Genomic DNA, 24,092 nt, shown 5'->3' on the forward strand with positions numbered 1-24,092 from the left:
TATCCCTCACCTCTAGTTCCAATATGGGAAGGGGGAAGTAGGTGATGAAGGCACAAATTAAAGAGCACATCGATGAGATGGTGCAAGAAGAGCTTGTAAAGAATACGCAAAAAAAGAAAAAGAAACCTGGGAAACTTCGAATATTTTTCTTTATCTTACTTGCTAAGATTTTCGGTATTGTATTATTTTTTAGCTTCCTTGTATTTGTATTATTTGGGCAAGGCATGGGAAAGAAAGAGGAGACACCACCATCTACGGTCCAAAGTAATGGGATGACAGTGTGTCGTCCAGGAGGGAAGACGGTGACGCCGGAAGAAATACAACCGCATTTAGGTGGTGTGTTCACAGGGCAGGCACAGTCTTTTTTAAACGCAGGAACACAAAATCAAATCGATCCTGTTTTACTAGCAGCTATAGCGAAACTAGAGACGGGAAACGGTACTTCAAACGCTGTTAAAAATTATAACAATCCAGGTGGTTTGATGGACCCAAGTAGTTCTCAAATGAAGGGATTTCAGAAGTTTGCCACACTTGAAGAAGGGATTAGCGCCATGGCGCGCAACTTATATAAAAACTATATTGGCATGGGGATTACAACGATTGAAGCAATTGGCGCCAAATATGCACCACCAGGTGCCGCAAATGATCCACATGGTACGAATGGGTTGTGGCCCATATTGGTAACGAAATTTGTCGGTCAAATGGGAGGACTGTCGTTTAATTGTGAAGCGGGAAAGCCTGGGGGTGTCGTGGATACTGGTGCAGCAAGCTCGCAAGGGTTTATCCGGCCAATTGCACAAACAACGATTACAAGTCCATTTGGGCCACGTTGGGGTACGATTCATAAAGGAATTGATTATTCTTGCCAAGACGGTGTCACCGCAATAGCTTCGTCGAAAAGTGGGGTTGTAGAATTAGCGAAGTTTGGCGAAGGCGGTTCTGGATTCGGTGGCTATGTGCGCCCATAAGGGCATATAAGAATACGGGAACTGGGCAACCCGTAAGGAACTAGAGGTTAGTGTAACTCCTTATCATCAGCAAACTTATCCTAAGAGGAAACTCAAGGGGGAGTACAGCATGTTTGCAACGCGTTAAGTTGCTAAGTTACCCAAGCACAACTGAAACGCTAGATGAAAAGAATTGAATGAGGATGAATGCTGGATTGCGTGAACGATAACCAGAGGACGCCTAGCGAAGCGGTAGACGGAAGGTAACTATAAAACGTCTAGTAGTCATATGTTGTCTATCACCATAGCTAATAGACAACTTTAACCTTAGTGACTATCCACTTGTAATTAACATGAAATGGTGAAAGTCGCATCCGACATCAATTCAAGCCTATGTTCTTATATGTCTAAATGGGGATTGCCTAAGTCAGAATGCTTAAAAGAGCTATGACATGTAGATGTTTGAATATCTGATAAGGCAACGGAGAGTCCATAGTAGTCTGAGCAAGGGAAAGCCTTGTACATGGCGAAGGGACCAAGTCATTCAGTCTTATTATAAATCGGAAAGGAGCGGAATGCTTCATGCAAATTCCAGAGGTCGTAATAGACAATTTAATGAAGAAATCTCAAAGTAATCAACAATACACATTTCAAAGGCTATATAGGAATCTATATAATCAACAATTTTTCCTAGAAGCGTATGGGAAGTTAAGTAAAAATCCGGGAAACATGACAAAAGGATCAGATCAGAAAACAATAGACGGAATGAGTTTACAACGGATAGAACGATTAATTGAACAATTGAAAAATCAAAGCTATAAACCAAATCCATCTAAAAGAATCTACATTGAGAAGAAAAATAGTCATAAAAAAAGACCATTAGGTTTACCATCTGTCGATGACAAGTTAGTACAAGAGGTCGTAAGGAGGATATTAGAAGCGATTTATGAGCCTATTTTTAAAGAGACATCTCATGGTTTTAGACCAAACAAAAGTTGTCACACGGCGCTAATTCAATTAAAAAAGAATTTCACTGGTGCTAAATGGTTCATAGAAGGTGACATCAAAGGATTCTTTGATAACATTGACCATCACATTCTAATAAAATTACTTCGCAAACGAATCAAAGACGAAAAATTTATTCAGCTTATATGGAAATTTCTTAAAGCGGGTTACCTAGAAAACTGGCAGTATCATCGCACATATAGTGGAACACCACAAGGCGGGATTATCAGTCCTATTCTTTCTAATATCTATTTACACGAACTTGATGTATTCATGGAGCAATTTATAGACACGTTTAATCAAGGAAAAACTAGACAGCGATTAAAAGAATACAGAAGTTTCGAAAAGAGACTAAGTCAGTTGAAAAAATCAGAGAATGAATGGATAGAAATGACTGGTGAAGAAAGAGAAGCCCACCTACGAGAAAAAGCTGAAATATATAAAGAGCGAGAAAGTGTTCCAGCTCTAAATCCTATGGACAACACCTTTAAGAGAATGAAATATGTTCGCTACGCAGATGACTTTATCATCGGAATTATAGGAAGTAAAAACGATGCTGAAGAAATTAAAAGGAAAATCAAAGAGTTTCTGGACATAAATCTTCGGATAGAGTTATCAGAATCAAAGACATACATTACTAACGCCAATAAGAAAAAAGCCAGGTTCCTTGGGTATGACATCACAACGCAAAGCACCTACAAAAGAAAAACTAGTCGGGGGTTTTACCAAAGATTCCAAGGGAATATCCTGTTGTACGTTCCGTACGAAAAATGGGTACAAAAACTTGTAGAAAAGAAAATGGTCAAGATGGATGGTAAACAATGGATATCGCAATGTAGAACAGAGCTTATATCAATAGATGATTTGGAGATTATTAGCGTGTATGACAGTGAGCTGAGAGGGTTCTATGAATACTACAAAATAGCAAATAACGTGAGTGTATTAAACAAAATGGCTTATTTTGTGGAATACAGTATGTACAAAACATTTGCAAGTAAATATAGAAAATCCATGAAGAAAATCATCGCAAAGTACAGCAAAAACGGCGAATTCACCGTTGAATACCAAACGAAATCAGGTATGAAAGAAAAACGTTTAATTAAATCGTTCAAAAAAGTTACGAAATTATCCGATTCAAAAGAGATAGATACAATCCCTAATACGCTGAAATATTCAGGAAGAACCAGTTTGATTGAAAGATTACAAGCGGAGAAATGTGAATATTGTGGTGCTACCGGTGTGAAACTCGAGATTCACCACGTCCGAAAACTAAAAGATATCAAACGCAAGAAACAGCTCGAGAAATGGGAAGAAAGAATGATATCAAGAAACAGAGGGACAATAGCACTTTGTGGACCAGGTCAAGGAAATGACTGTCACAAAAGATTACACAAGGGAACTCTTCATTAAAAGAATGATAGTGAGCCGTATACAAGGAGACTTGTAAGTACGGTTCTGGAGGAGGGGTGACGGTAAACCTAGCTAAGCAATTAGCCAAGGCGACCGCTCCCTATCCAAACGGAAACGTAGTTGTTATCAATCATGGGAATGGATATTGGAGTTTATACGGTCATATGTCGTCCATTACTGTACAAGAAGGACAAAACATTGGAGTCGGGCAACAAGTAGGTGTTTGCGGAAGAACAGGGCAAGTAACAGGGCCACATCTTCACTTTGAGATCAAAACATCTTTGAGGTTTGGTCAAATCGACCCAGCACCTTATTTGCCGAAATAAGCGGAAAGAAAGGGAGAATTAGGGATGAAACAGGGAATCGTTGGTTTAATCATAGTTGTACTAGTGGGTATCAGTGTATGGTTATGGAATCAAAATCGTACCTTACAGTATAAAGTTGAGCAGACAGAAAAGAAATGGACGGAACAAGTAAAAGAGCTAAAAACAGAGAATCGAGCATTGGAAAAGCGCGTAACAGTTTTAACAGAAAATACGCAAGATAAAGGGCAAGAAGTAGCGAAACAGTTTGTAGAGCTGTTAATACAGAATGATAACAAGCAAAAAGAAAAGCCAGGGTTTGAAAAGATCAAAGAAATGATAACAGGAGAAGCACGAAACAAATTATTAAATGCACCAGAGGATGCACATAACCATATAGAAGATGATGGGTCTATGCACATTCAAACGAAAGCAAAGATAACGGATATGTATTACATTAAAACCGCTGATAATAAAGCCGATGTAACGGTTAAATATGATTATCTTGTAACGGTTGATGGAACAGAACAACAAGAAAAACACACCATGAAATTAAATTTACTATTAGAAGGTGAAAAATGGTTTGTAGAAAATTATGAGTTCCAAATCAATACAGGAATTGAAGGGCCATAGAGAAAGGAATGAGGGGAGTTGGTAAATAAAAATGTATTGCATCATATTGGATATGAAATATTGCAAGAAACGTTTGTATTGATTCGAAATGTATTTTCCTATTCAAATCAAGATGAATCCAGTGTGACATATGTACGAGAAATCGCGGATGCCTTGCATAATATCCCGCATTCGATTCAGAAACAACATGATAAATTCCTGGAATTTGAGTTTAAATTGCTAGAAGAAACATTAATGCAAATGGATTTTGGAAAGGTTGCCGCACAAAACATTCCCCATTTTAGAATGTATGCGGCACGTGTACAGCAATTGTTACAGGAGCGCTATAAAGAAGTGTAATCGAGTGGAAATGGGGCGATAAAAAATGATCGTATTGGGAATTGGGCTTTCAGTTTTGCTGATAGCCTTTTTATTTATCCAGGTATATCCGTTCCATGAACAGAAGTTAGAACAAAGAAAATATGATGAATATGGAATTTTGATCATTATTTGCACAGGGGTATGTCTTTATGTTTCGCATCATTTTTTACAAGAAAACATGTGGAAATGGGGATTAAAAATTGTTGGTGCAACATTTTTTACAGGATTTTCAATTGGCTGCGTTGGAAAACAGCTTATATATGATTTTCAACACAAAAAGTTTCCATTCCAGAAAAAATGACGTTTCAGCTTCGTTTGTAATCGCCTTCAAAGAAACTCTTAATATGTTTGGTATCGAATAAGATTATGTCTTTTATTTGGTGTTTTAAGTGGCTTAAATGAGTTTTTAGAGGGGAAGGGGTGTTGGAATGATTTTTTTTAAGGTTATTGCATATATTTTTCTAAGTATAGGAGTTTGTAAGCTTGTTTTGGCAGGAATAGCCGCAATTGTAAAGAAACAAATGATAATCGCAAATATAAACCTATTATTGGCCATGTATTATTTTTGTTCGGGAAGTCTTCTTTATTTGTGCACGTTATGGGAAACACAAGATATTTTTCTACAAGCCTTTTGGATTTTAATTGTAGGAATTGCAATCATCCGATTGAGAAAAAGCTGGTACGTATCACAAATGCGTACCCATCTTCAAAAACTACAAGAGCAAGTGATAAATAAGAATGATTTGTGAGGGAATCCAGGAGAAAAGGAGTGGAGAAATCTTGATACATCAATATGAATTAATTTTCTCAGTGATGTATAGCGGCAAGGTAACAGATTCACAATCTACGATTATTCCAGCACAATCTTTAGAGGAAGCAAGTGAAAAATTGCAATTGGAAGTAAAGTGGTGATTAGGAAAATGTAGTATAAAAGTGAATTCCGCAAGTTTATTTGTTTCAGAGGAAGTTCAATATACAGTCTTACAAAAGTGAAAATCAATATCGTATATAAAAAGGAGGAAATTAATATGTTATGTCCAGTATGTATCAAAAGAGAAGAAAGGGAATTTGAAATGATCCCCATGTATGACGAACATCCAAATTGGATTCTTTTTTGCAAGAAATGCGATCATCGACATGAAAATGAAGAAGTAAGCCCTCTTCCTTATTGAAAGTAATAAATCGAAAAGTCTTGTTTTTACAGCAAGACTTTTTTGTTATTTTGTGGGGCTGTTTTTACATGGAAATTCCTATTGTAAAAGGGTATTAAGTTGCGGTTTTGAGAGGCGTAAAATCTTTTGTTTTTTTGGGGAGAAATCGCTGAGAAATGCTGAAATGACAGTATTTTTTTATGATCCAGATATATGTACTTAAGTCTATGTGACAGATGGAGAGATTTTCAAAGTTATGGAGTATGAAAAATCTATTTTAGATACAAAACATAAGAAAATTGTGCTTCTGCTGATTGAAATGGCTAGATTATATGATGAAATGGATCATTCAAGTGGTTGGAAGTGTGTTCGGAAGGGAGTAGAATTTCTGTTATGATAGAAAAATCAATGAATCAGTGAGGTGAAAGTAATGATTTTTTTATTTCGATTTGATGTGACAGACAAGGGAATGGATTTTATTCTAAATGAAGAAATAGCAAAAGATATGTATCCTGATTTGGAAGAAATGCTCCGTGATTTAGTGAAATCTTTATGCTCAATACTTGAATACTATAAAGTCTATAACAAAAAGAAAACCATCTTTTCAGGTGTCATTCACGAAAATGGGGAAGCGGAGGTTACACTCAGTAAATGTTTAGGAGAATACATTGATCTATATACTAAGAAACAAATTATCTTTGATCATGGAAAACTTATTACTGAACTTTGTACCACAATCATGGATCGGAGATCAGCAGAAGCACAATTAAAAGGTTTGATGAGTGGTGAGTAGTTCAATGAAAGTACGTGTTAGAAAAGCTTTATACATACGTAGAAAAATAAAGCACTCATGGCTAATTTGTTGTATACTAAAGAAGCTCAAGCAAGAACTATATTATGCGGTTTTAGGCATAAAAAAACGTCTTTTATCAGCACATAAAAGACGTTTTTTATTTGGATATTATTAACATAGCATGCCTTATGAGTAGTAAGACATGCTACTTTTAGAAAATGTGCTGATTGTGAAATGTATATTATCCCTAAATAGCTTGTTGCACAAACCGAATCCGCAAGTATATCATATCATAAATCAATGGTGAAAAAGCGATGTGTTTCACCATTCTTTGTATATATTTCTAATTAGATGTATACTAAATATGATTTCTTTTGTGAAAATTTTCAGGTGTTTTTCAAGTCAGGTCATGGCCGTTATCTAATCTATTGTATGTATCTGCAGTGAGGCTCTTATGTTAATCATAAGAGCCTGTTTGCATGTTCAATTTGTTTTTATGTACAATAAGAAAAAAGAGATCTTATCAGACAGGGAGAGGAAGCTCATGTCCAATTAAAATTGGTCAATTTACGTATTGATTTTGCCTTTAAACAATTATTCGGGACATCCGGAAGCGAAGATATCTTGTTAACATTTCTAAATGCAATGTTAGCTGATTCATTGGAATCTCCTATTCGATCCCTGCAATTCGAAGATCCACATTTACATTGAGAACATGAAGAGGATAAATTATCAATTCTAGACGTATCGGCCACATTAGACACAGGAACCAAAATTAATATTGAGATCCAGTTGAATAATAATCATGACCTTTTAAAGCGATCCCTTTATTATTGGAGCAAGCTCTATGCATCTCAATTAAAAAAGGGAATGCCCTACAGCTCATTGCATAAAACCATTACAATCAACTTATTGAACTTTGTCATGTTTAAAGACTATGAAGCATTTCATACGACGGGGAAATTGTGGAATATGCAACAGCAGCAACTCTTAAGCGATGATATCGAAATTCATGTCGTGGAAATTCCAAAATTGCAACAGCAGTGGCGAGAGGAAAAAGTAAATCCATGGGAAGATTCCTTTGTTCGGTGGTTATTACTATTACCAGCCAATGAAGATGAGCATTTAACACATACTCTGGAGGCGATTGCGATGAATCAGGACCCAATTTTACAGAAAGCAATGGATAAATGGGAACATATGAGTCAAGATGCTTCGTTCCGTCAACCTTACGAAGCACGCGAAAAGATTTTGATGGATGAAGCGGCAGGCATTGCACATGCGTTAAATAAAGGATGAGAACAAGGGCTTCAAGAAGGAAAACGTCAAATGATTCTCGGTATGCATAGATTACAAGTCCCAATGGAAACCATTGCACAAGCCAGTGAACTCACGATTGAAGAAGTAAAGAAAATCATAGAGCAGGCATAAAAGAGGCGGTCTTTGGACCGCCTCTTTTTACGAAAAAACACAACAAAGACAGTTATGCCAGACTGTCTTTGTTGTGTTTGTGATTTTGCAAGTTTTTGTAACGTATATATCATATCAAAATAGCTTCTACCATACAAAAGAAAAGCCTATATGTATAGAGTGTGTTGTGAACACGCTTCAAAAAAGAGATACAGCCACGATCATAATCCGTGACTGTATCTCTTCTCTGCGTAAACTCACTATATCTAGCAACTAATCCTTACAGATTGCTCTTCATTTCACAGTATACCTTAACTTGTGGTGAAAATACATACGTTTTACACTAACCCCTTGAATGCCCCCTGGCTCACGATGATGTCCGCCACCATTCCCATGTTGACTCATATAACCTGTATTCCCATCTGCAGTTCTAAAAAGTATGTAATTCATTGTGATTTCCTCCCTTTTTAAATTATATCTTCATACTAGCACAGCGTATCAGAGTAAAACATCATTAAATAATTAAAAATTCCGTCATTTCAAACGTTTTACAATCGCAAAAATAACAGGAACACTAACAGAATTACCCGCTTGTCGGTCGATACAGCTGTATATCTGAATTTACTTTACTTGCTCGTTCAAAGCCGAATCTGAAAACCCTTGAAGTCGCCAAGTTTCTTTTGGTGTAAGATGTCTAATTCTAAAATCCTCTGTTAGTACTGCCTGATTGCAAGCTGTATCCAATGATTGATAATACATGTTAAAAGACTTCACCTGAATAGTTTAATCCTAAAACTTCCTGAGCAGAATATAAAATAAGGAAGGTGATTGGGATTGGTGAAGACCATTTTAATTAGAGATGACACATTGGCACATATAAAAAATGATTTAGTTGAAATCAGTCAGTCTAATGTAAATTCCAAAGGTTTAACTCATGTTCAAATTACTTTAAACAAAAATGAAATTATACATCTCGTGAATAAACTACAAAGTATGTTTGGAAAAATAGATATTTGCATTCACTGTGATAAAGTGATAGATGCATTTGAAATACCTTATCGATATAAAAGTCGCAAACAAGCACATCTCGGTTGCCATATTTATAATAATAGAGAGCGTGTATAAATTAACTCCCCATCTTTTAAAGTAATGGGGAGTTAATTTATTGTTTTAATTGATTTGTCAAAATTGAGCATCCATCATTAAATAATATGTAGCATCATTTATATACCTATAATGACTTGTATATTGTTTAGTAGCAATGTCCAAGTGTCCATTATTTTGATTCAACTTTTTAATTAAAAATGTTAGATAATATCTAGTGAAATTATATCGTTCATTGTCCAGGGTAAAAGGTATAATTTCTATATCATTTATTATGCCACCTTTAATGCAATCCTCAACTAAAGGAGAGCGTACTCGATAACAATAGAGGTTTGCAAAATCAGATGCATTTGTATCATAGAAAAATATGTATCTTGTTCTTCATAATTTTGAACGTTACCCATAGATTTCCTCCATTTTTTATATTCGATTTTGCTCATCCCCCGAAAAAGGGAAACAATATGAACATATAAAAGAGCGGACAATTAGCCTTGAGAATCTAAGGTATTACTTAGATGCGATTGATGTATATCCTAATTATGCAAATTTTAAACAGCGTGTATTGAAACCTTCCCAAAAAGAATTAAATCAAAAAACTGATATATCTTTTGAATTTGAAGAAATTAAGTTAGGTAGGAAGGTACAAAAAATTAAATTTATCATACGTAGTCAAAAAAGAAAGGATACGGATTTAGCTCATTTTGAAAAAAATTAGATGAATTTCAGCTGCCAAATACATTTGAACAGAAAATTAAACGTTTTGAAGAGCAATGTAAAGGGAAAGTATATCCTACAGTATTAGAAAAATGGAAAAAACATGAGGAATTGGTTTTAGAAATTATTGATGATATCCGCTTCCGTGTAGATATAGATTCGCAAATGGGTTATGTAGAATATATGCTTAATTCTCGATTAAAAGAACTATCCGAAGCCCCAATGCTTAAACAAGATATTCAAGGAAGTTTTTCTTTGGAAATAGATAATATTATAGATGCAGTAATAGCCAAATACTCAAAATCTACAAGGGCTGTAGCCACATTCTTAGTAAAAGATACTGCTATTAATGAATTGGTAAAAATTTGTACATTAGAGGAAGCGGAAGAGTGTTGGAAGAAAAACGAAGAAATTGTTATGAATAGTATTTATAGATACATAAAAAAACAATAGAAGAAAAAGAAGTCCCAGATAATCTTTTGGAGCTTATTTGTTATTAATAAATCAACGACTGTTATGCTTAAAAGTCGCCCCATAGTTTCCGTTATTTTCCATCTTTAAATACACGCAATGCATCTTTACGGAATTTGTCTTTTTCAGCATCTGACTTTTTGAAGTCATATTGATATAAAGCGGATTCCCAATCCCCATACATCGGATTCGGAAACACAATAAACTTTTCTCCAAGTGCTTCGTGCATCTCTTCGACCGCTTGATTTCTATCTATCGCAATATTTTTTCTTCGCTCTTCCTTTCCTTTTTTATCTTTTCTTTGCAATAAGACATGCTCCTGATCAGCTTGCGGGATATTCAGTTTCTGTAAGTTTTGTAAAGTCGCATCTAATTAACTCTGTTTGCGATTTGAGATGTAGTAGATCGCCACACTTTTTTCATTGGCATGTTGTAAAAAGGAAACGTAGCCAGGAAGAGAATCTGCTTTCGCTTGTTGAATCCATTCGTCCCATTTATAATGGATATCCTTTTCCTGTTTTCACGGTCATGGCTTGATACGGACTATTATCCACCACTGTTTCATCTAAATCTAAAACGATGGCAGGTTTTTTCTCGGTACCTTTGGCAAGTGCCATGTCTAATTTCATCTTTCCGATAGTATATCCTTGATGATAGAGTGTTTTAACTTCTCCAGCCGTTTGATACCAAGCATCGGCCATAACTGTTGTTCGGTTAATGAAGATGTTTGTTTCGGCTGTGTTTGTGGTGACTGATATCCCATAAGAGAAAAAGAAAACAGTGTTAGAGCTATACTTGTTTTCAAAATGAGTTTCATTATGTATTACGCTCCTGAATGTATGTTTTGTATGGGCTTACCATACAGGAGTTATATTCAAAATACAATCCTCTTTTATTAGAAACAACTTTGATTTTATCCTTTTTAAAGGGGAAAAAGGGAGTTTTTAATTTTTACGATATAAAAATTATCTACAATCATTTTAAGAGTGATTATAAGGGCACTATTCCATATTCACTCATTAAGGTGTTTTTATTATATATAAATTCAAAGTGTTTGTAGACGAATCTGAATGAGTTGTTCAAGATGGAAGTGGCTATATTTGGTTTGCGAAACCATCATTCCGTCATTGATTGGTTTTGCAGACATAACTAAAACGGTTCTGTTGCAAAGTTTCTTAAGAAATAAAAAGGTGAAATTGATTATATCTGAATCTTATGCAATTGTGAGTAATTGTTGTAATTCATTGTACGTTGAAAAACCGAAGTCTGAGCCAAGACTTCGGTTTCTTTTATATAAAGCATGAACGGTTTCAATGCCTTTCAAGGTACGTGAAGCATGTCGAAGGTTTTGAAATCCTGCGGATTTAACAAAACGTCTTTTAACATGCCTATGGTCCTGTTCTATAAGATTATTCAGATGTTTGATAGTGCAATGAGTTGTATGTTTATAAAAACCTTGTTCTTTTAATTTGTTAAATGCACATAGTAACGCTGGGGCTTTACCAATCTTTCCATAAAGGCATATGCCGCCTGATGATCTCGTGTTTTTCGAAGCTGAATATCTAATGTGTATCCATCTTTATCAATCGCACGATATAAATAAACCCATTTTCCTTTTCCTTTTATATAAGTCTCGTCTAATTTCCACGATGATCGTACCTGCTTGTTTTTCTTCTTCCAGATTTGATAAATCAAATTCCCATATTCATGGACCCAACGCATGATAGTTGTTGGATGAACCAATATTCCATGCTCTCTCAAAAGTTCAGATACATCGCGATAACTTAAAGAAAAACGGCTACTAAAATAATATCTTTTTTGAATTGCTTTTCTTTAAAATATCTCATGTTTCATTCTCCTTAGCACATTTTCCCTACAGTTTAGCTGCATTTAAAAAACTTTGCAACAGAACCTCGAATAGTATCTAATAATATTAAAGGAGTTTAGTATTATTTTCTTCTCGAAATAATGTAGTGCCTGTCAAAATGAAAGCATTCGTTATACATTTTGGGATAATTCTATATTGTATGATTGCATATGTGTGTTGTAACGCCATAAAAAAGAGACAAAATCTAGGTTGAGAGAAGGTACTCCTAGGTTCTGTCTCTTTCTTTTACGTTCTGATACATTCTCATGAATAGCGTTTAGCGAACCGACATCCTTATTTTTGATTACATTGACAGCTGAAAGGTGCATGACTTGTTGGCTTGCACTGACAATTACTAGCAGGTTGATTTGTCGACAGCTTGATTTGTGAATGTGATGCCATTATAGATGCTCCTGGTTGTGCGAGTGGAGTAGCAACCCCAATGGTATTTATTACTGTATCTCCACCTGAAACACTATGTGGTGTGATTTCTTCATATATCATTTCTTGTACTTCTACCCAATCTACCGTAAACTCTGCACCCTCTGATTGAATAATCAAATCCACTTGGCTCGTATTCGCATCTGGATAGAAATAGAATTCTTGGGTCATAAAAGTAGGTTGGGTGAAGAATAACATATGTCTTTGATTTCCTGGTGGCACAATGGAAATCGTTCCTTGTCCTTTGGCACGAACGCGAACACGATACTCTGTGTTGCCGCCCTCACTTGGTAAGGTAATGATTTGAGTAACTGTGCTATCCCAATTCGATAATGTCAAGACAGGTTTCCGATTACTGTCTTGTGGGAAACTCACTGTACCGGCTATATTCCAGTTTTGTGCTTGTTGAAGAAACAAACCATTTTGAACAATATTCCGTGCTTGTAGTTGATTCCAAGCGCGAAGAGCGGCTTGATAGATTGCTGCTTTTTGTTGTGCATATCGATCTTGCATTGGTATACCTGGCATAGATCCTTCTTGAGGAGCACTGTTTTGAAGTGCTGTTAAGTTCTCTATATCGGTATAACTTACGTTTGGTCCGATCGTTCCGCTCCAATTGGATGAATCGTACATGGCATTTAATTGATTTGTAGCCTGCTGTAAACCCGCAGTGATTTGTGCCTGTTGCGCCAAATAGGGTTGTAGCCATTGTTCCTCTTGGTTTTGTGCTTTTCTTATTTCTGCCGCAGTTAGTGGGCGTCCCTCTGTCAAGGAAACTTGACTTATTTTTGCGAATCCATTCGACGGTACGGTAAAACCAACTGTAATGCCTATATTCGCTTCTGGATGTAATGCACCTACATCAATTGGATATTGAAAGAAGTTTGGACTACTGTTAACACCTTCTACAGAAGTTGGCAGAGACGTAGAATAGGCTACATTCACGACTTGATTGACTTCATTTCCATAGCGGGAAGCCATAATTTGTAGAGAATCCGCTTGTAAGACAAAAACGGATAGATAATAACGTGTATACGGTTTTAATACTGATTCCGGTACAGTCTGATAGGCATAAGATGGATATACAAGGGAAGAAGGAGGTAACACCAGTTGCTGCCCCGCGTATTGTGAGTCTCCTGATGAGATGAACACCTTGCGTCCAAGTTGCCACCCTTCACCTGTAAAACTCCCACTGCGCAATACATTTTGTGATTTACTCAGACGTTTTGCCTGATTCACTTGTGTATTTAATTCCCGTTTTTCTATTGCATAACTATTTGGTAGAGATTGAACTTGTTGATGCACATAATCAATCCAGTAATCGGTCACACCGGGAGCTAGTTGATTCGGATTATCGGTCGAAAAAAGACTTTGTGTCATTGTACGAACTTGGGCCACATCGTTAGATGTAGTTACGATCGACGAAGCAACTTGATTCATATTTACCACCATATCATCACTCCTCTATACTTATTTTGAATCTATTAAATAGATATAATATTAGCACGCTGCTTTCGAGAGTGTGTAAAAAATTGAAAATCACCCAAATATCATTTGCTAGGAATGTCGAAATTCAAAGTCTGAAACATTAGTTAGTAGGTGGCTGGTCCGTACCTAAATAGGCTTTTGCACTACCTGTTATTGTTAAACTATAATCATGAGGATTATTATATAATATGATTGCATCAAATCCTGATGGGTCTGCGTATCCCTGGTTCAATACTCGATTTGCTATCCATTGCCCTTGTCTTACATACCACACTTGTAGTGGCTGTATTTCAGGAGGTATCTGATCCGTAGAAGAACTACCGGCTACATATGATTTATACTGTAACTCTCCGCTCCAAATAGTTTTAGTTTGTAAAGGACTAAGAGTAAATGCATCCGGATCCAAAAATGGAATCAACTCAATGCGATCGATAAATACTTGTGTGTTTGTTTCCTGTGGCTGTAAGGTAAGTGCTACTACCACATTTCCTGAAGGTAAAGTAAGAGGATCACCAGATCCGCCACCTGTAGGCCATGAGATGTCTTGGACTACATAATTTCCTTGTTGTCCCGATACATATACTTGATTTGGGAAGTTTGCTTGTATATTGGCATCTGTAGTACTTTTAAATCCCCATCCACCACCTTGAATCTGGCCACCATTTGCTACTACACTTTGCGTTAAAGATGCAGTAGTTGTACCAGCGTTTGCATAACGTACACGAACTTTATATTTTCCCGCTGTTAAGTTTGTTGCTGTTATCAACAAAGTATTTCCCGGAGTAAGGTTTACAGCATTCGCACCATTCACCCATTCTCTTACCACTACAGGACGGTTCCCATTCGTAAGAAATCCCTTTTCTGCCGGAAACCCTTTTCCAACGATATTTAGTGTATCAGGATCGATTGTACCAAAAACATTGTTTGGACTTAGACCATAGGGAACGAAACTCGCCATTACTCCTAATTTCCCAGATGCTCCCGACACATTTGTTTGTGTAAAAGGGTATAGTGCATTTATTTTTTGATTCGGTAACGGAGTATTACAACTCGCTGCATATCCAGAACTTCCATTTACACAATAGCTTCCCGGTGTACACGTCGCAGCATTACAATAACCAGGTGTAGCACAACCTGCTAAGTCAGCATTTTCTGTCGATAAGCTTTCCGCATCTACATAACGAGTATTTTGAGTAATCGCATTAATTGTCTGGACAGGGGCAATCGCACGATGATCCCAGCTGGTGTTATTTCCCGGATCATTATCCCCGTAGCGGTACGTCTTATTATTTGTATAATCTAAATAAAGTCCATAGGGGTAACAAGCATTATTAGGGTTGTATGTTTTCGTTCGAATGTACTGTAATTCTCCTGGAAAATACGAGATATCATTCAGGTTGATGGGTTGATGTTGATAACCATTGCTATCAAAAATATTATGAATAGTCGTAGTCCCATTATTGATTTGATCCTGTCCAACCATATCTGAAAAAATAACACGTGTTTGTTCTAATTCTGTTTGAGAAGTATAATCATCAGGATACATGGAAGGCCATGTTGCAACCATATCTAAGCCGTTTAACAACATTCCTCGAATATATACATTGTAGGCATTGATCGAAGCTTTATCAGATCCTAATGAAGGCATCCCCGATTTAAAAGCATCAAACACTTTTTGTGTGTTGTCATGAATAGCTGTCCGCATGATTCCTTTTATTCTAACTAGATTTTGTTTTTGTGTAAGCCCATCACCTTGTGTTTGATCTGGGTACACTACATTAATCCATTTATTTGCAAACTGGATAAAAGATTGATACGTTGATAATTGTACAGTTGCTCCTATAACAAAGAAAGGTATCGCAAGCGTGTCAAAATTTCCAGTGACCATTTGACTTAGGGCGATAATAAAAGCGGAATTAGCCGCAACAAGTTCATTATAAACATTTACATAATCTGAAGGGCTTGGTTGTCTTGGTTGTCTGTTTTGATCTCCTTGTACGCCAGTAAACTGCGCATCGACTACGGTGTCCGCTGCCTCGCTCGCTAATGTAAAAATAGCATTCAAATACCCCTGCCAATTATTTTTATCCTGATTAGATAAGGCTTGATTCAACTGTTTTTGAATTTCTGCATCAATCAAATTAATCAATTGTTGAGTATCATCTTTACTACTGTGTGGCCACAACCAACCAATCACCATGCTGAGAATTGGTGCTGCAACAGCAACGCCAGGAATTTCAGCGCCTAAAACTGTTCCTAATATTCCTATACCAGCTTGTAAAACTGCTAGATAATTGAAGCTTCCCCCACTCGCTGCTGAGAATCCGTTCTGTAGAACCGTTGTTAATAATTTGTCACTACCTGTTTTTTGAAATTCCACCCATGCTTCTTTTAGGGAAGTAATAAGGTCCTCAAAATCACCAAATTGACTCCCTGCAGTGCCCCTTGGCGGGCTTACCAGTACATTATAAGGAATAATGGATTGTTCTTGTAATGAATTCATAAAATACCCCCCTATAAAAATGGATTTGATATAGCATACTCTCTTTTCGAGACGGTGAAGAAACTCAGAACTTTATATGTTTTATTGGTATTATAAACATATTTTTTTGTGTAAATGGAATTTTTTGGGTTGTTATCACCATTTTAAGATATACGTGAAATACTCTGTTTATTCCTGTTATTTTCTTTATATAAAAAACTACAATGTTTTCCGTAGTCTGACAAAATTGTTCAAAAAGTAAAAGTATGTGTATATGTGAGCCAAAAAAGGGGAAATTTACATTCCAGACTTCTCTTTTTCGACGTAAAAGGAATTACATTATTTAAACATCAACCATATTATTTCGTACATAATCATAACCGAGGTTTATCTTATCTTTAAATTAGGATGTGTGCTCTGAACACCTGAATCAACAACTGCTACAAACCTCATTTTTTCCAATTGATTCGTTTGAGCCTTTAATGTAATTCCAATGGATTTGAATCCCCGTAAACACAGTACTCATAGGATTATAATCACTATGTGTAAACTGTGAATCGTGTCCATTGGCTTGAATGATTCCAATATTAGGTGAAAGGTTCTGTTGCAAAGTTTCTTAAGAAATAAAAAGGTGAAATTGAGTATATCTGAATCTTATGCAATTGTGAGTAATTGTTGTAATTCATTGTACATTGAAAAACCGAAGTCTGAGCCAAGACTTCGGTTTCTTTTATATAAAGCATGAACGGTTTCAATGCCTTTCAAGGTACGAGAAGCATGTCGAAGGTTTTGAAATCCTGCGGATTTAACAAAACGTCTTTTAACATGCCTACGGTCCTGTTCTATAAGATTATTCAGATGTTTGATAGTGCAATGAGTTGTATGTTTATAAAAACCTTGTTCTTTTAATTTGTTAAATGCACATAGTAACGCTGGGGCTTTACCAATCTTTCCATAAAGGCATATGCCGCCTGATGATCTCGTGTTTTTCGAAGCTGAATATCTAATGTGTATCCATCTTTATCAATCGCACGATATAAATAAACCCATTTTCCTTTTCCTTTTATATAAGTCTCGTCTAATTTCCACGATGATCGTACCTGCTTGTTTTTCTTCTTCCAGATTTGATAAATCAAATTCCCATATTCATGGACCCAACGCATGATAGTTGTTGGATGAACCAATATTCCATGCTCTCTCAAAAGTTCAGATACATCGCGATAACTTAAAGAAAAACGGCTACTAAAATAATATCTTTTTTGAATTGCTTTTCTTTAAAATATCTCATGTTTCATTCTCCTTAGCACATTTTCCCTACAGTTTAGCTGCATTTAAAAAACTTTGCAACAGAACCCACGAAACGTACAAAACCGAAGGTTTTACGCATAAGATGTGCTTGGTCTTCTGTTGGATACAAACGGAATGTATATGCTTTATTCTGCTTTGCCATATCATTTCACCTTGATTTTCAATATATGTTTTTACTACGTCTATTGGCGAACCACCAGTAGTTAGCAAGCAAAAACTTCTGGACCAAAACATCTCTTTCCAAAGTTTCTTTTTCACTTGTGGAAAGTCTCTTTAATCAGTCGAGAACTTGCACTTTTATAAGCATTGATGAATGTTTTCATTTCTGTATTAGGGTGTGCCTTGAACAAAATATGAATATGGTCAACTCATGTGATGTTATAATTTTTAGATAGTCGACCAAACATATTTCATTTATATATCAGACTTTATAATTTATAAGACTGATTATATCAGAGGCAAAATAAACAGGAAAACCGTTTGGCTACGCCCTTCACACCCTTGAGGAAGGAGAATTCTTTCGGGAAATGCGTTAAAAGTGCTTGAATGGAGTAGATTGCAAAGTTTAAAATACACAACTTTGTTTTCAACATATAGTTGGCGCGTAAGGAACCTTGAATCATTGTTCATTCCTTGTACGCGAAAAGGAGAAGTCTGGAATATGACTTCTCTTTTGTTTATGTAAAAACTGGAATCATTTCAATGTCTTTCTCTGTACATACGGCACTGCGATACTACTACAAACTCAAGAATCCGTTTTATAGCTTCCTGGTGTCTGGATAATCAAAATAGATGAATTCAAATATTCGAACTGTGTTTGTTGTAAAGCTAGATGATTATCTTGTAAATATTTTTGAAGTGCCGCACCTGGTTCTACTGTATACACAGAATGTATTTGATAGACTGCGGCTGTATATTCTGTATACCCATAGGATGAATTATCTACTCCTATCGGGATGTTTTGTGTATGGCTAACCTCTTCTGTTACAGTAATGGGATGATGATACGTTGCAGTCAATAATTCACTCAACGTAGCTATCGCTCCGTCGAGAAGCGCTTTCATGTCAGTTTTCCACCCCATTGTGAACGCAAAATGTAAGGCATTCTCTATGGATAATCCAGATTGAACTGCTTGGTTAAAAGTATATAGAGTTGTAACAGGTTGCGTACTGTATACCACACGCTTAAATTTTGTCGCCCGTTTTACTTTTGTTTCTGTCCAAAAGGATTGCACTTGCTTCGCAAATTCTGGATCCTGATTGCATTTCGCCGTGAAAGAAATAGTTTTCCCTAAATCTAACATTCTATAGGTGTTTGTCTGAGAATATTTTCCGATGATAATGAGACCATGCTCACTTTTTTCCATATAGGTACCATCATTAAAATACAGCACATCACCTATATTTCCAAATTCATTGACTGTCGTTCCCTGCTTAGGAATAGGGTCATAGGGATTAGCGGAAAGCTGAGGAACGGGAATTTGCTCCTGGTTCATGGCTACGTTATTTTGTTCCTCGGGAAGAAGCGTTTTGCCCCCATTTTTTACAAGGTATCCTTGAAACGGATTCTCTGATGATACCCTCTTTTTTGATTGGTAAGAATCAGCAAACGATGTGGTAGCTGAGATTGTACCCATACTGAACCCACCTACCAAAGGAAATACTAAGAATAGATATTTAAATTTGTTCATCGTACCAATGTTCTCCTCACAGACTCCATTTTGTTTACTAGATTTTTATTCAGCAACTTTTCGGCAGAAGCGTTTTGTTCGCTAGCTTCTATCACTTCAAAAGGTGTTTGTAACTCACTCAAACGTAACGCGAATCTGTCCTTACCAGGGTCGTATGAATGCGGATAATTTGTTGACTCCATCCAAGCTTTTTCCACATTGTTTCCGTAATATCCATTAAAATCAGACCACCCCGTAGCACTCTCATGGACTCCTTTCACAGCGCTTCCTAGACCTATAGAATTATCTTCGGATGATCCATAAATGACATGATCTGCGCTGTTGCTATAATTCAAATAAATAGAATTGAATAAAGGATCATAAGCCCAATAGTATAAACCTGGTTTATTGGCTTTAGCTGATTTTATTCTTACTTCATTAGTAGATTCGATGAACCCATCTATTCCATATTTATGTTCAAAAATAATAGGCGTTCCATTATCCGTTGCAGCATTCGCAAAAAGTAAGAAATCATCTAAGCCCCAACGTTCGAATGTGACGCCACCTTTATCAGGCAAATTTTTATCTTTTATATAGTATGGCGTATTATATTTCAATCGTTCTCCATTTTTTGTAACAGGATTGGAATGATCTGCAGCAATTGCTAAACTAAGTATGCTTGCTAAAGATTTTTTCATATTTTATATTGTCCTTTCTTTATTTTGGACATTCTCATGGCTACAACCGGTGACTGCTGGCTCTTACGTCTACACGCATCTTTTTCCTAACAAGAAGACTCCTTCAAACTGTATAAAAACAAGGGTAGCCTGTATTGCATAAACAAGAATACGTTGTAAAAAAAGAGCGGATTATATATGGATGGATGAGCGAAAGAGGAAAATTCCAAATCATTCCTTTCGGGTTGGTACAGCCTATACTAAAATTACAGAACCGCCTAGCCATATGTACTCAGCACCCTTGCTGTAATATAATAATGACTTCAGCAAGTTCTGGAAAATGCCGGACAAAATCACCTGTTTTCATGGTCATTCACCTCCCTATCATACGATCTCAAAATCACTAGCATATCTACTAGATAGATTAATCTGAAATTTAACTGCACCACAAAAGAAAAATGTGTACGTTATCTCCTGTAGATGATCTGTAAAGCTATTTTAACTTTTATCGTTATATTTAGATAGTGATAATTTGTCCTTATTTATTGTACAAATTGTGTATGATAGAGATCATACATAGGTAGCTACCATATACAAAATAGGTTCTGTTGCAAAGTTTTAATTTCTTAAAAAATACGAATTAACATGCACTCATTCAGAATACATGCTCAGTGATTTACACAAAATTGTACGATTCATTCATAAATTCGAATGATTTTTTAACTTTGCAACAGAACCGTATTTTCACTACTTCTTTCTGAACTTGTTTTTCTGTCTCCCTATCGATAGCTGATAATAAAGATAACTATCGAGCCATGAAGGAATTTCCCTATTTCTAAATTTGTCTATTTACTGTTACATAAGATACGTGAAATTTTACTATCCCGTTGTTAAATAAAGGAACATCGCGCATTAACATAGCCTCCACCACACTATTGTGCATTGTTCCACAATCTATTAAGCTGTTGTCTTCCTAATGACCAACATTATTTAACAAGATAAAATAATATTTGGATGGGAGTCTAATATATATTATTAAAATTAAAGTAGTTCAAGCCGGAGGAAGACATCTTATGGTGTCTTTTTGATAGTCTACCTATTTCCGTAAGTGGGCTATATGTGATTTTGCACTTGTGAACCATTAAATTATGACGAGAATCGTTAAGATTCCCGATTACTCTTCTATTTTCTTCAATATTCTGCTAAGATGGAGAGTAGATACATAGATTGTTAAATAACTAACTTTTATATAAAATAAAAAACCCCCGACAGACAGAAGTTTTTAGATGGTCGAAAGGTTGGTCGCCAAGACACCATTTAAAAACCCGAAACAGAGGTTTTGTATATACGTCAATTAAGTTGATACCTAAATAGTATCATAATTTTTAAAAAACGTAAACTACAAATCCTCTATTCGCTGTACCTAAATTTTGTCGGGGCAATAAATGGAGGATTTTTTATTATGGCTAACGATGTTTTTAAACATGCTCGGAAACGTGGGCATAGTGTTGTAGAGAACACTCTACTTGATGATTGTAATCTTACAGGGATGGCGAAATATCTTTTAATTCAGTTCTGTTCACATCGTGACGGAGCCTGGAAGGTTAACATGCCTGATATTATTCAACGTTCTAAAAACGGACGTGACGCACACTATAACGCACTTAAAGAATTAATATATAACAAATATGCAGCGCGTATAAAAGTATTGGAAAAAGGTAAGTTCATACAACAGATTTACATTTACGGACAAGTTAAAGAAGATGTTGCCGCGATGTTAGAGGAAACAATTCAGGAGCAAATTTCAGAAGGATATTTAGTTCGGGTCGAATTCGGTAAACCAATTTCTAAAAATCAGGAAATGGTTTCCGAAGATTCGGAAATTCAGTACAATATAAATAACCAAAGAAAAAATATCAAAAAAGAAAATACCAAAATATATATAAATAATATAGCGAAAATTGATGATGATAAGCGAAGCTTCTCTTCTCTTTCCCTAAATGAAGAACAATTAAATATAATTGTAAATACTCTTCGGGACGCAACAAAAGACGAGTTAACAGATCGTAGCTTTAAATCTGTATTAAAAAAAGTAATGGATAAATACAACCAAAGAAAAATCTCTAATTTTAGGGATTATTTGATTACGGCATTAGTTAATAAAATCGAAGATTTAGAGCTTCGTAGAATAAAAGAGAATGCAAAAAAACAGTTACAAAAAGACAAGCTAGATCGAAATATAATTACTCGTACACTTTCCGAACATGAATATACAGGGAAAGTCCCATTTTACAATTGGTTAGCTTCATAAAAAAGGAAGTTTATATGTACAATCGTATATTTCACAAAGAATTATTGCATGGAGAAAATATCTATTTAGCTTACTTAGGTTGGGAAGATCATGTGAAACCACTATTCCCTTATACTAATTACAGACAATATATTGAGTTAGTGTTGAAAAATATAAACAGTCAATTAAAAGACCTATTAGTTTAAAAGAGAAAATAGCTCACGATATGAAGCGCATATTCGAAATGTTATTGCTAAGTTTGCGAAAATAGATCTTAAGTCTTCCTATTTTAGATACGATGAAAAAATTGGTGATAAAAGATATGAGAAGACAATTAACAAAACTATAACAGTTAATTTGAGTAGATTGGTTCTGATGCAAAAACTATAAAACTTGTGCAATGAATCTTAAAATTTCGGACATATTGATATGATTACTTTATAAAAGGTGCTTGATCAGTATAAAAAAATATGTTCAAATGGAAGCATTACCAGCCAGATATCATTTTACTAACAGTACGTTGGTACCTAAGGTACACAGAGTATTGAAAAAAACCTGAACACATGATTTTTTATAGGATGCATGACAAAATATTACATGTATGAATTTAATATCAAAAAAATCGCTCTTTACCCAGTTCTTTTTAGCTAGGTGAAGAGCAATTTTTTCCTATTTTAGCAAGCTGCTGTAAAGATACGCCTGCATTTGGACAGACTCCCGCCCTCGAAAATGAGCATACCGGTAACCATGTAGTTCTGTAGCATCCGCAAAGCTTCGTTCAATGGTTGAACTGCGTAATTTATATAAACGTGTTCCAGCACTCGTTCGTTTATTCACAAGAGCGATTTCTTTGTATTCTTCCCAAACATATCGATTGATTCTTCGACATGTTTGATTTGCTGAAAAACAACCTGAACGAATTGAACAGACTGCTGGATTTGATTTGTATTACCTTTGCCCTTTACAATCCGTTGTACAATATGTGAGGATACACCCCATTGGTCAAACAAATTTATCGATTTGTTTGACATATTGAAAAAAACTTCTAGGTACTTCTTGTTTGGATTTTCTGAAACGTCGATAGCCCATCACCATAAAAATCCGTTGTTCCGTTAGCTTTTTACAAATGTAATTGGTAAAATCCCCTACATCTAAAACAACCGCTTCTACTTGAAAGCCAAATTTATTAATTTGTTCTTGCAGACGTGCTAAATATGGCTCGGAATCTGTTCGCTTGACAGGGATAAGAGCAATTCTTCAAGAAGGCTTTGCAGTCTTTTCATGTTTCAAAGTCTCTTGTAATTACAGTTGATAAAAATCCGTCTTATCCAATTGCTATCACAAATTCAAAGAAAGAAAAAACGATGCCGCTAGGAATCCTCATTGTCTTTTAGAGTATATCCTTTATTTACATTAGAACGAGGGTAACTCAACGGTTATTTATAATTTCAAAATGTATATTGTCTTTTGTCAACATACAAATATTGCGCAACAGTTAATCTTTATATGCGATAAAATAAATTATGGATAAAATAATAAATTACCTGTGTTACGTAGTAAAAAAGAATAA

At 35.7% G+C, this 24,092-nt stretch carries 13 protein-coding genes and 14 pseudogenes; 15 read left to right on the plus strand and 12 right to left on the minus strand.

From position 1 onward, the window contains the following. Window positions 1–44: 44 nt before the first annotated feature. The 10 genes and pseudogenes from F3I02_RS09330 to F3I02_RS09375 form a co-directional block, all read left to right on the plus strand. Window positions 45–956: pseudogene (locus F3I02_RS09330) on the plus strand (glucosaminidase domain-containing protein); the annotation flags it as partial. Between the two features lie 573 nt (window positions 957–1,529). Further along, window positions 1,530–3,362: a reverse transcriptase/maturase family protein gene (locus F3I02_RS09335; RefSeq protein ID WP_196477483.1), complete on the plus strand. Its 1,833-nt coding sequence runs from the start codon at window positions 1,530–1,532 to the stop codon at window positions 3,360–3,362. A gap of 110 nt (window positions 3,363–3,472) precedes the next feature. Further along, window positions 3,473–3,688: pseudogene (locus tag F3I02_RS09340) on the plus strand (M23 family metallopeptidase); the annotation flags it as partial. Between the two features lie 24 nt (window positions 3,689–3,712). Continuing rightward, the gene (locus F3I02_RS09345; protein WP_000808980.1) at window positions 3,713–4,297 is read left to right on the plus strand and encodes a hypothetical protein; all 585 of its coding nucleotides are present in this window, start codon (window positions 3,713–3,715) and stop codon (window positions 4,295–4,297) included. A gap of 18 nt (window positions 4,298–4,315) precedes the next feature. After that, a complete protein-coding gene (locus F3I02_RS09350; RefSeq protein ID WP_196477484.1) occupies window positions 4,316–4,636 on the plus strand; it encodes a hypothetical protein in 321 nt (106 codons plus the stop codon). A 25-nt stretch (window positions 4,637–4,661) separates the two neighbouring features. Beyond that, the gene (locus tag F3I02_RS09355) at window positions 4,662–4,958 is read left to right on the plus strand and encodes a hypothetical protein (RefSeq protein ID WP_196477485.1); all 297 of its coding nucleotides are present in this window, start codon (window positions 4,662–4,664) and stop codon (window positions 4,956–4,958) included. A 127-nt stretch (window positions 4,959–5,085) separates the two neighbouring features. Further along, complete coding sequence (locus F3I02_RS09360; RefSeq protein ID WP_196477486.1) at window positions 5,086–5,406, plus strand: hypothetical protein; 321 nt, start codon at window positions 5,086–5,088, stop codon at window positions 5,404–5,406. Window positions 5,407–5,437: 31 nt separating this feature from the next. Continuing rightward, window positions 5,438–5,650 (plus strand): annotated as a pseudogene (locus F3I02_RS09365) (hypothetical protein). A gap of 588 nt (window positions 5,651–6,238) precedes the next feature. After that, on the plus strand, window positions 6,239–6,601 hold the full coding sequence (locus F3I02_RS09370) for a hypothetical protein (protein ID WP_196477487.1): 363 nt from the start codon (window positions 6,239–6,241) through the stop codon (window positions 6,599–6,601). A gap of 522 nt (window positions 6,602–7,123) precedes the next feature. Continuing rightward, a pseudogene (locus F3I02_RS09375) lies at window positions 7,124–8,032 on the plus strand (Rpn family recombination-promoting nuclease/putative transposase). A gap of 273 nt (window positions 8,033–8,305) precedes the next feature. Here the strand turns inward: F3I02_RS09375 and F3I02_RS09380 are convergent. Further along, complete coding sequence (locus tag F3I02_RS09380; RefSeq protein ID WP_196477488.1) at window positions 8,306–8,461, minus strand: hypothetical protein; 156 nt, start codon at window positions 8,459–8,461, stop codon at window positions 8,306–8,308. A gap of 84 nt (window positions 8,462–8,545) precedes the next feature. Beyond that, window positions 8,546–8,761, minus strand: a pseudogene (locus F3I02_RS33810) (DNA cytosine methyltransferase); the annotation flags it as partial. A gap of 87 nt (window positions 8,762–8,848) precedes the next feature. On the opposite strand from F3I02_RS33810, the gene F3I02_RS09385 reads away from it, so the two are divergent. Together F3I02_RS09385 and F3I02_RS09390 are read left to right on the plus strand one after the other, a co-directional pair. Continuing rightward, a complete protein-coding gene (locus F3I02_RS09385; protein ID WP_308018165.1) occupies window positions 8,849–9,136 on the plus strand; it encodes a hypothetical protein in 288 nt (95 codons plus the stop codon). Between the two features lie 433 nt (window positions 9,137–9,569). Further along, window positions 9,570–10,304 (plus strand): annotated as a pseudogene (locus F3I02_RS09390) (replication initiation protein); the annotation flags it as partial. A 69-nt stretch (window positions 10,305–10,373) separates the two neighbouring features. Here F3I02_RS09390 and F3I02_RS34830 read toward each other — a convergent pair. The 9 genes and pseudogenes from F3I02_RS34830 to F3I02_RS09435 all read right to left on the minus strand — a co-directional run bounded on the left by F3I02_RS34830 (window position 10,374) and on the right by F3I02_RS09435 (window position 20,253). Continuing rightward, window positions 10,374–11,124: pseudogene (locus tag F3I02_RS34830) on the minus strand (5'-nucleotidase, lipoprotein e(P4) family). A 389-nt stretch (window positions 11,125–11,513) separates the two neighbouring features. Beyond that, window positions 11,514–12,147, minus strand: a pseudogene (locus F3I02_RS09400) (IS6 family transposase). A 314-nt stretch (window positions 12,148–12,461) separates the two neighbouring features. Continuing rightward, window positions 12,462–14,060: a hypothetical protein gene (locus F3I02_RS09405; RefSeq protein ID WP_196477872.1), complete on the minus strand. Its 1,599-nt coding sequence runs from the start codon at window positions 14,058–14,060 to the stop codon at window positions 12,462–12,464. A 136-nt stretch (window positions 14,061–14,196) separates the two neighbouring features. Then, entirely contained in the window at window positions 14,197–16,599 is a 2,403-nt protein-coding gene (locus F3I02_RS09410) for an insecticidal delta-endotoxin Cry8Ea1 family protein (RefSeq protein ID WP_196477517.1), read from the minus strand. Window positions 16,600–17,232: 633 nt separating this feature from the next. Further along, window positions 17,233–17,866: pseudogene (locus F3I02_RS09415) on the minus strand (IS6 family transposase). A 66-nt stretch (window positions 17,867–17,932) separates the two neighbouring features. Continuing rightward, window positions 17,933–18,028, minus strand: a pseudogene (locus tag F3I02_RS09420) (helix-turn-helix domain-containing protein); the annotation flags it as partial. A gap of 5 nt (window positions 18,029–18,033) precedes the next feature. Next, window positions 18,034–18,293 (minus strand): annotated as a pseudogene (gene tnpA / locus F3I02_RS09425) (IS200/IS605 family transposase); the annotation flags it as partial. A gap of 338 nt (window positions 18,294–18,631) precedes the next feature. Beyond that, a complete protein-coding gene (locus F3I02_RS09430; protein ID WP_196477873.1) occupies window positions 18,632–19,522 on the minus strand; it encodes a hypothetical protein in 891 nt (296 codons plus the stop codon). Between the two features lie 50 nt (window positions 19,523–19,572). Next, window positions 19,573–20,253, minus strand: a complete 681-nt coding sequence (locus F3I02_RS09435; protein WP_196477874.1) for a hypothetical protein — start codon at window positions 20,251–20,253, stop codon at window positions 19,573–19,575. Window positions 20,254–21,694: 1,441 nt separating this feature from the next. Between F3I02_RS09435 and F3I02_RS09440 the strand changes: the two genes are divergently transcribed. Together F3I02_RS09440 and F3I02_RS09445 are read left to right on the plus strand one after the other, a co-directional pair. Then, window positions 21,695–22,543 carry a hypothetical protein gene (locus F3I02_RS09440; protein ID WP_196477875.1) on the plus strand — a complete coding sequence of 283 codons (849 nt, stop codon included), beginning with the start codon at window positions 21,695–21,697 and terminating at the stop codon, window positions 22,541–22,543. Window positions 22,544–22,992: 449 nt separating this feature from the next. Further along, window positions 22,993–23,058, plus strand: a pseudogene (locus F3I02_RS09445) (IS6 family transposase); the annotation flags it as partial. A gap of 133 nt (window positions 23,059–23,191) precedes the next feature. Here F3I02_RS09445 and F3I02_RS33825 read toward each other — a convergent pair. Continuing rightward, window positions 23,192–23,749: pseudogene (locus F3I02_RS33825) on the minus strand (transposase); the annotation flags it as partial. A gap of 20 nt (window positions 23,750–23,769) precedes the next feature. On the opposite strand from F3I02_RS33825, the pseudogene F3I02_RS09455 reads away from it, so the two are divergent. Beyond that, a pseudogene (locus F3I02_RS09455) lies at window positions 23,770–23,901 on the plus strand (IS6 family transposase); the annotation flags it as partial. Between the last annotated feature and the right edge of the window lie 191 nt (window positions 23,902–24,092).

The organism is Bacillus sp. SRB3LM (assembly GCF_015712745.1).
Lineage (GTDB): Bacteria > Bacillota > Bacilli > Bacillales > Bacillaceae_G > Bacillus_A > Bacillus_A thuringiensis_K.

Coding starts and splice junctions, on each gene's coding strand:
- F3I02_RS09380 (WP_196477488.1), bottom strand. CDS start 8,461: ATGAATTACATACTTTTTAGAACTGCAGATGGGAATACAGGTTATATG.
- F3I02_RS09345 (WP_000808980.1), top strand. CDS start 3,713: ATGAAACAGGGAATCGTTGGTTTAATCATAGTTGTACTAGTGGGTATC.
- F3I02_RS09370 (WP_196477487.1), top strand. CDS start 6,239: ATGATTTTTTTATTTCGATTTGATGTGACAGACAAGGGAATGGATTTT.
- F3I02_RS09405 (WP_196477872.1), bottom strand. CDS start 14,060: ATGGTGGTAAATATGAATCAAGTTGCTTCGTCGATCGTAACTACATCT.
- F3I02_RS09435 (WP_196477874.1), bottom strand. CDS start 20,253: ATGAAAAAATCTTTAGCAAGCATACTTAGTTTAGCAATTGCTGCAGAT.
- F3I02_RS09410 (WP_196477517.1), bottom strand. CDS start 16,599: ATGAATTCATTACAAGAACAATCCATTATTCCTTATAATGTACTGGTA.
- F3I02_RS09440 (WP_196477875.1), top strand. CDS start 21,695: ATGGCTAACGATGTTTTTAAACATGCTCGGAAACGTGGGCATAGTGTT.
- F3I02_RS09335 (WP_196477483.1), top strand. CDS start 1,530: ATGCAAATTCCAGAGGTCGTAATAGACAATTTAATGAAGAAATCTCAA.
- F3I02_RS09430 (WP_196477873.1), bottom strand. CDS start 19,522: ATGGGTACAATCTCAGCTACCACATCGTTTGCTGATTCTTACCAATCA.
- F3I02_RS09355 (WP_196477485.1), top strand. CDS start 4,662: ATGATCGTATTGGGAATTGGGCTTTCAGTTTTGCTGATAGCCTTTTTA.
- F3I02_RS09360 (WP_196477486.1), top strand. CDS start 5,086: ATGATTTTTTTTAAGGTTATTGCATATATTTTTCTAAGTATAGGAGTT.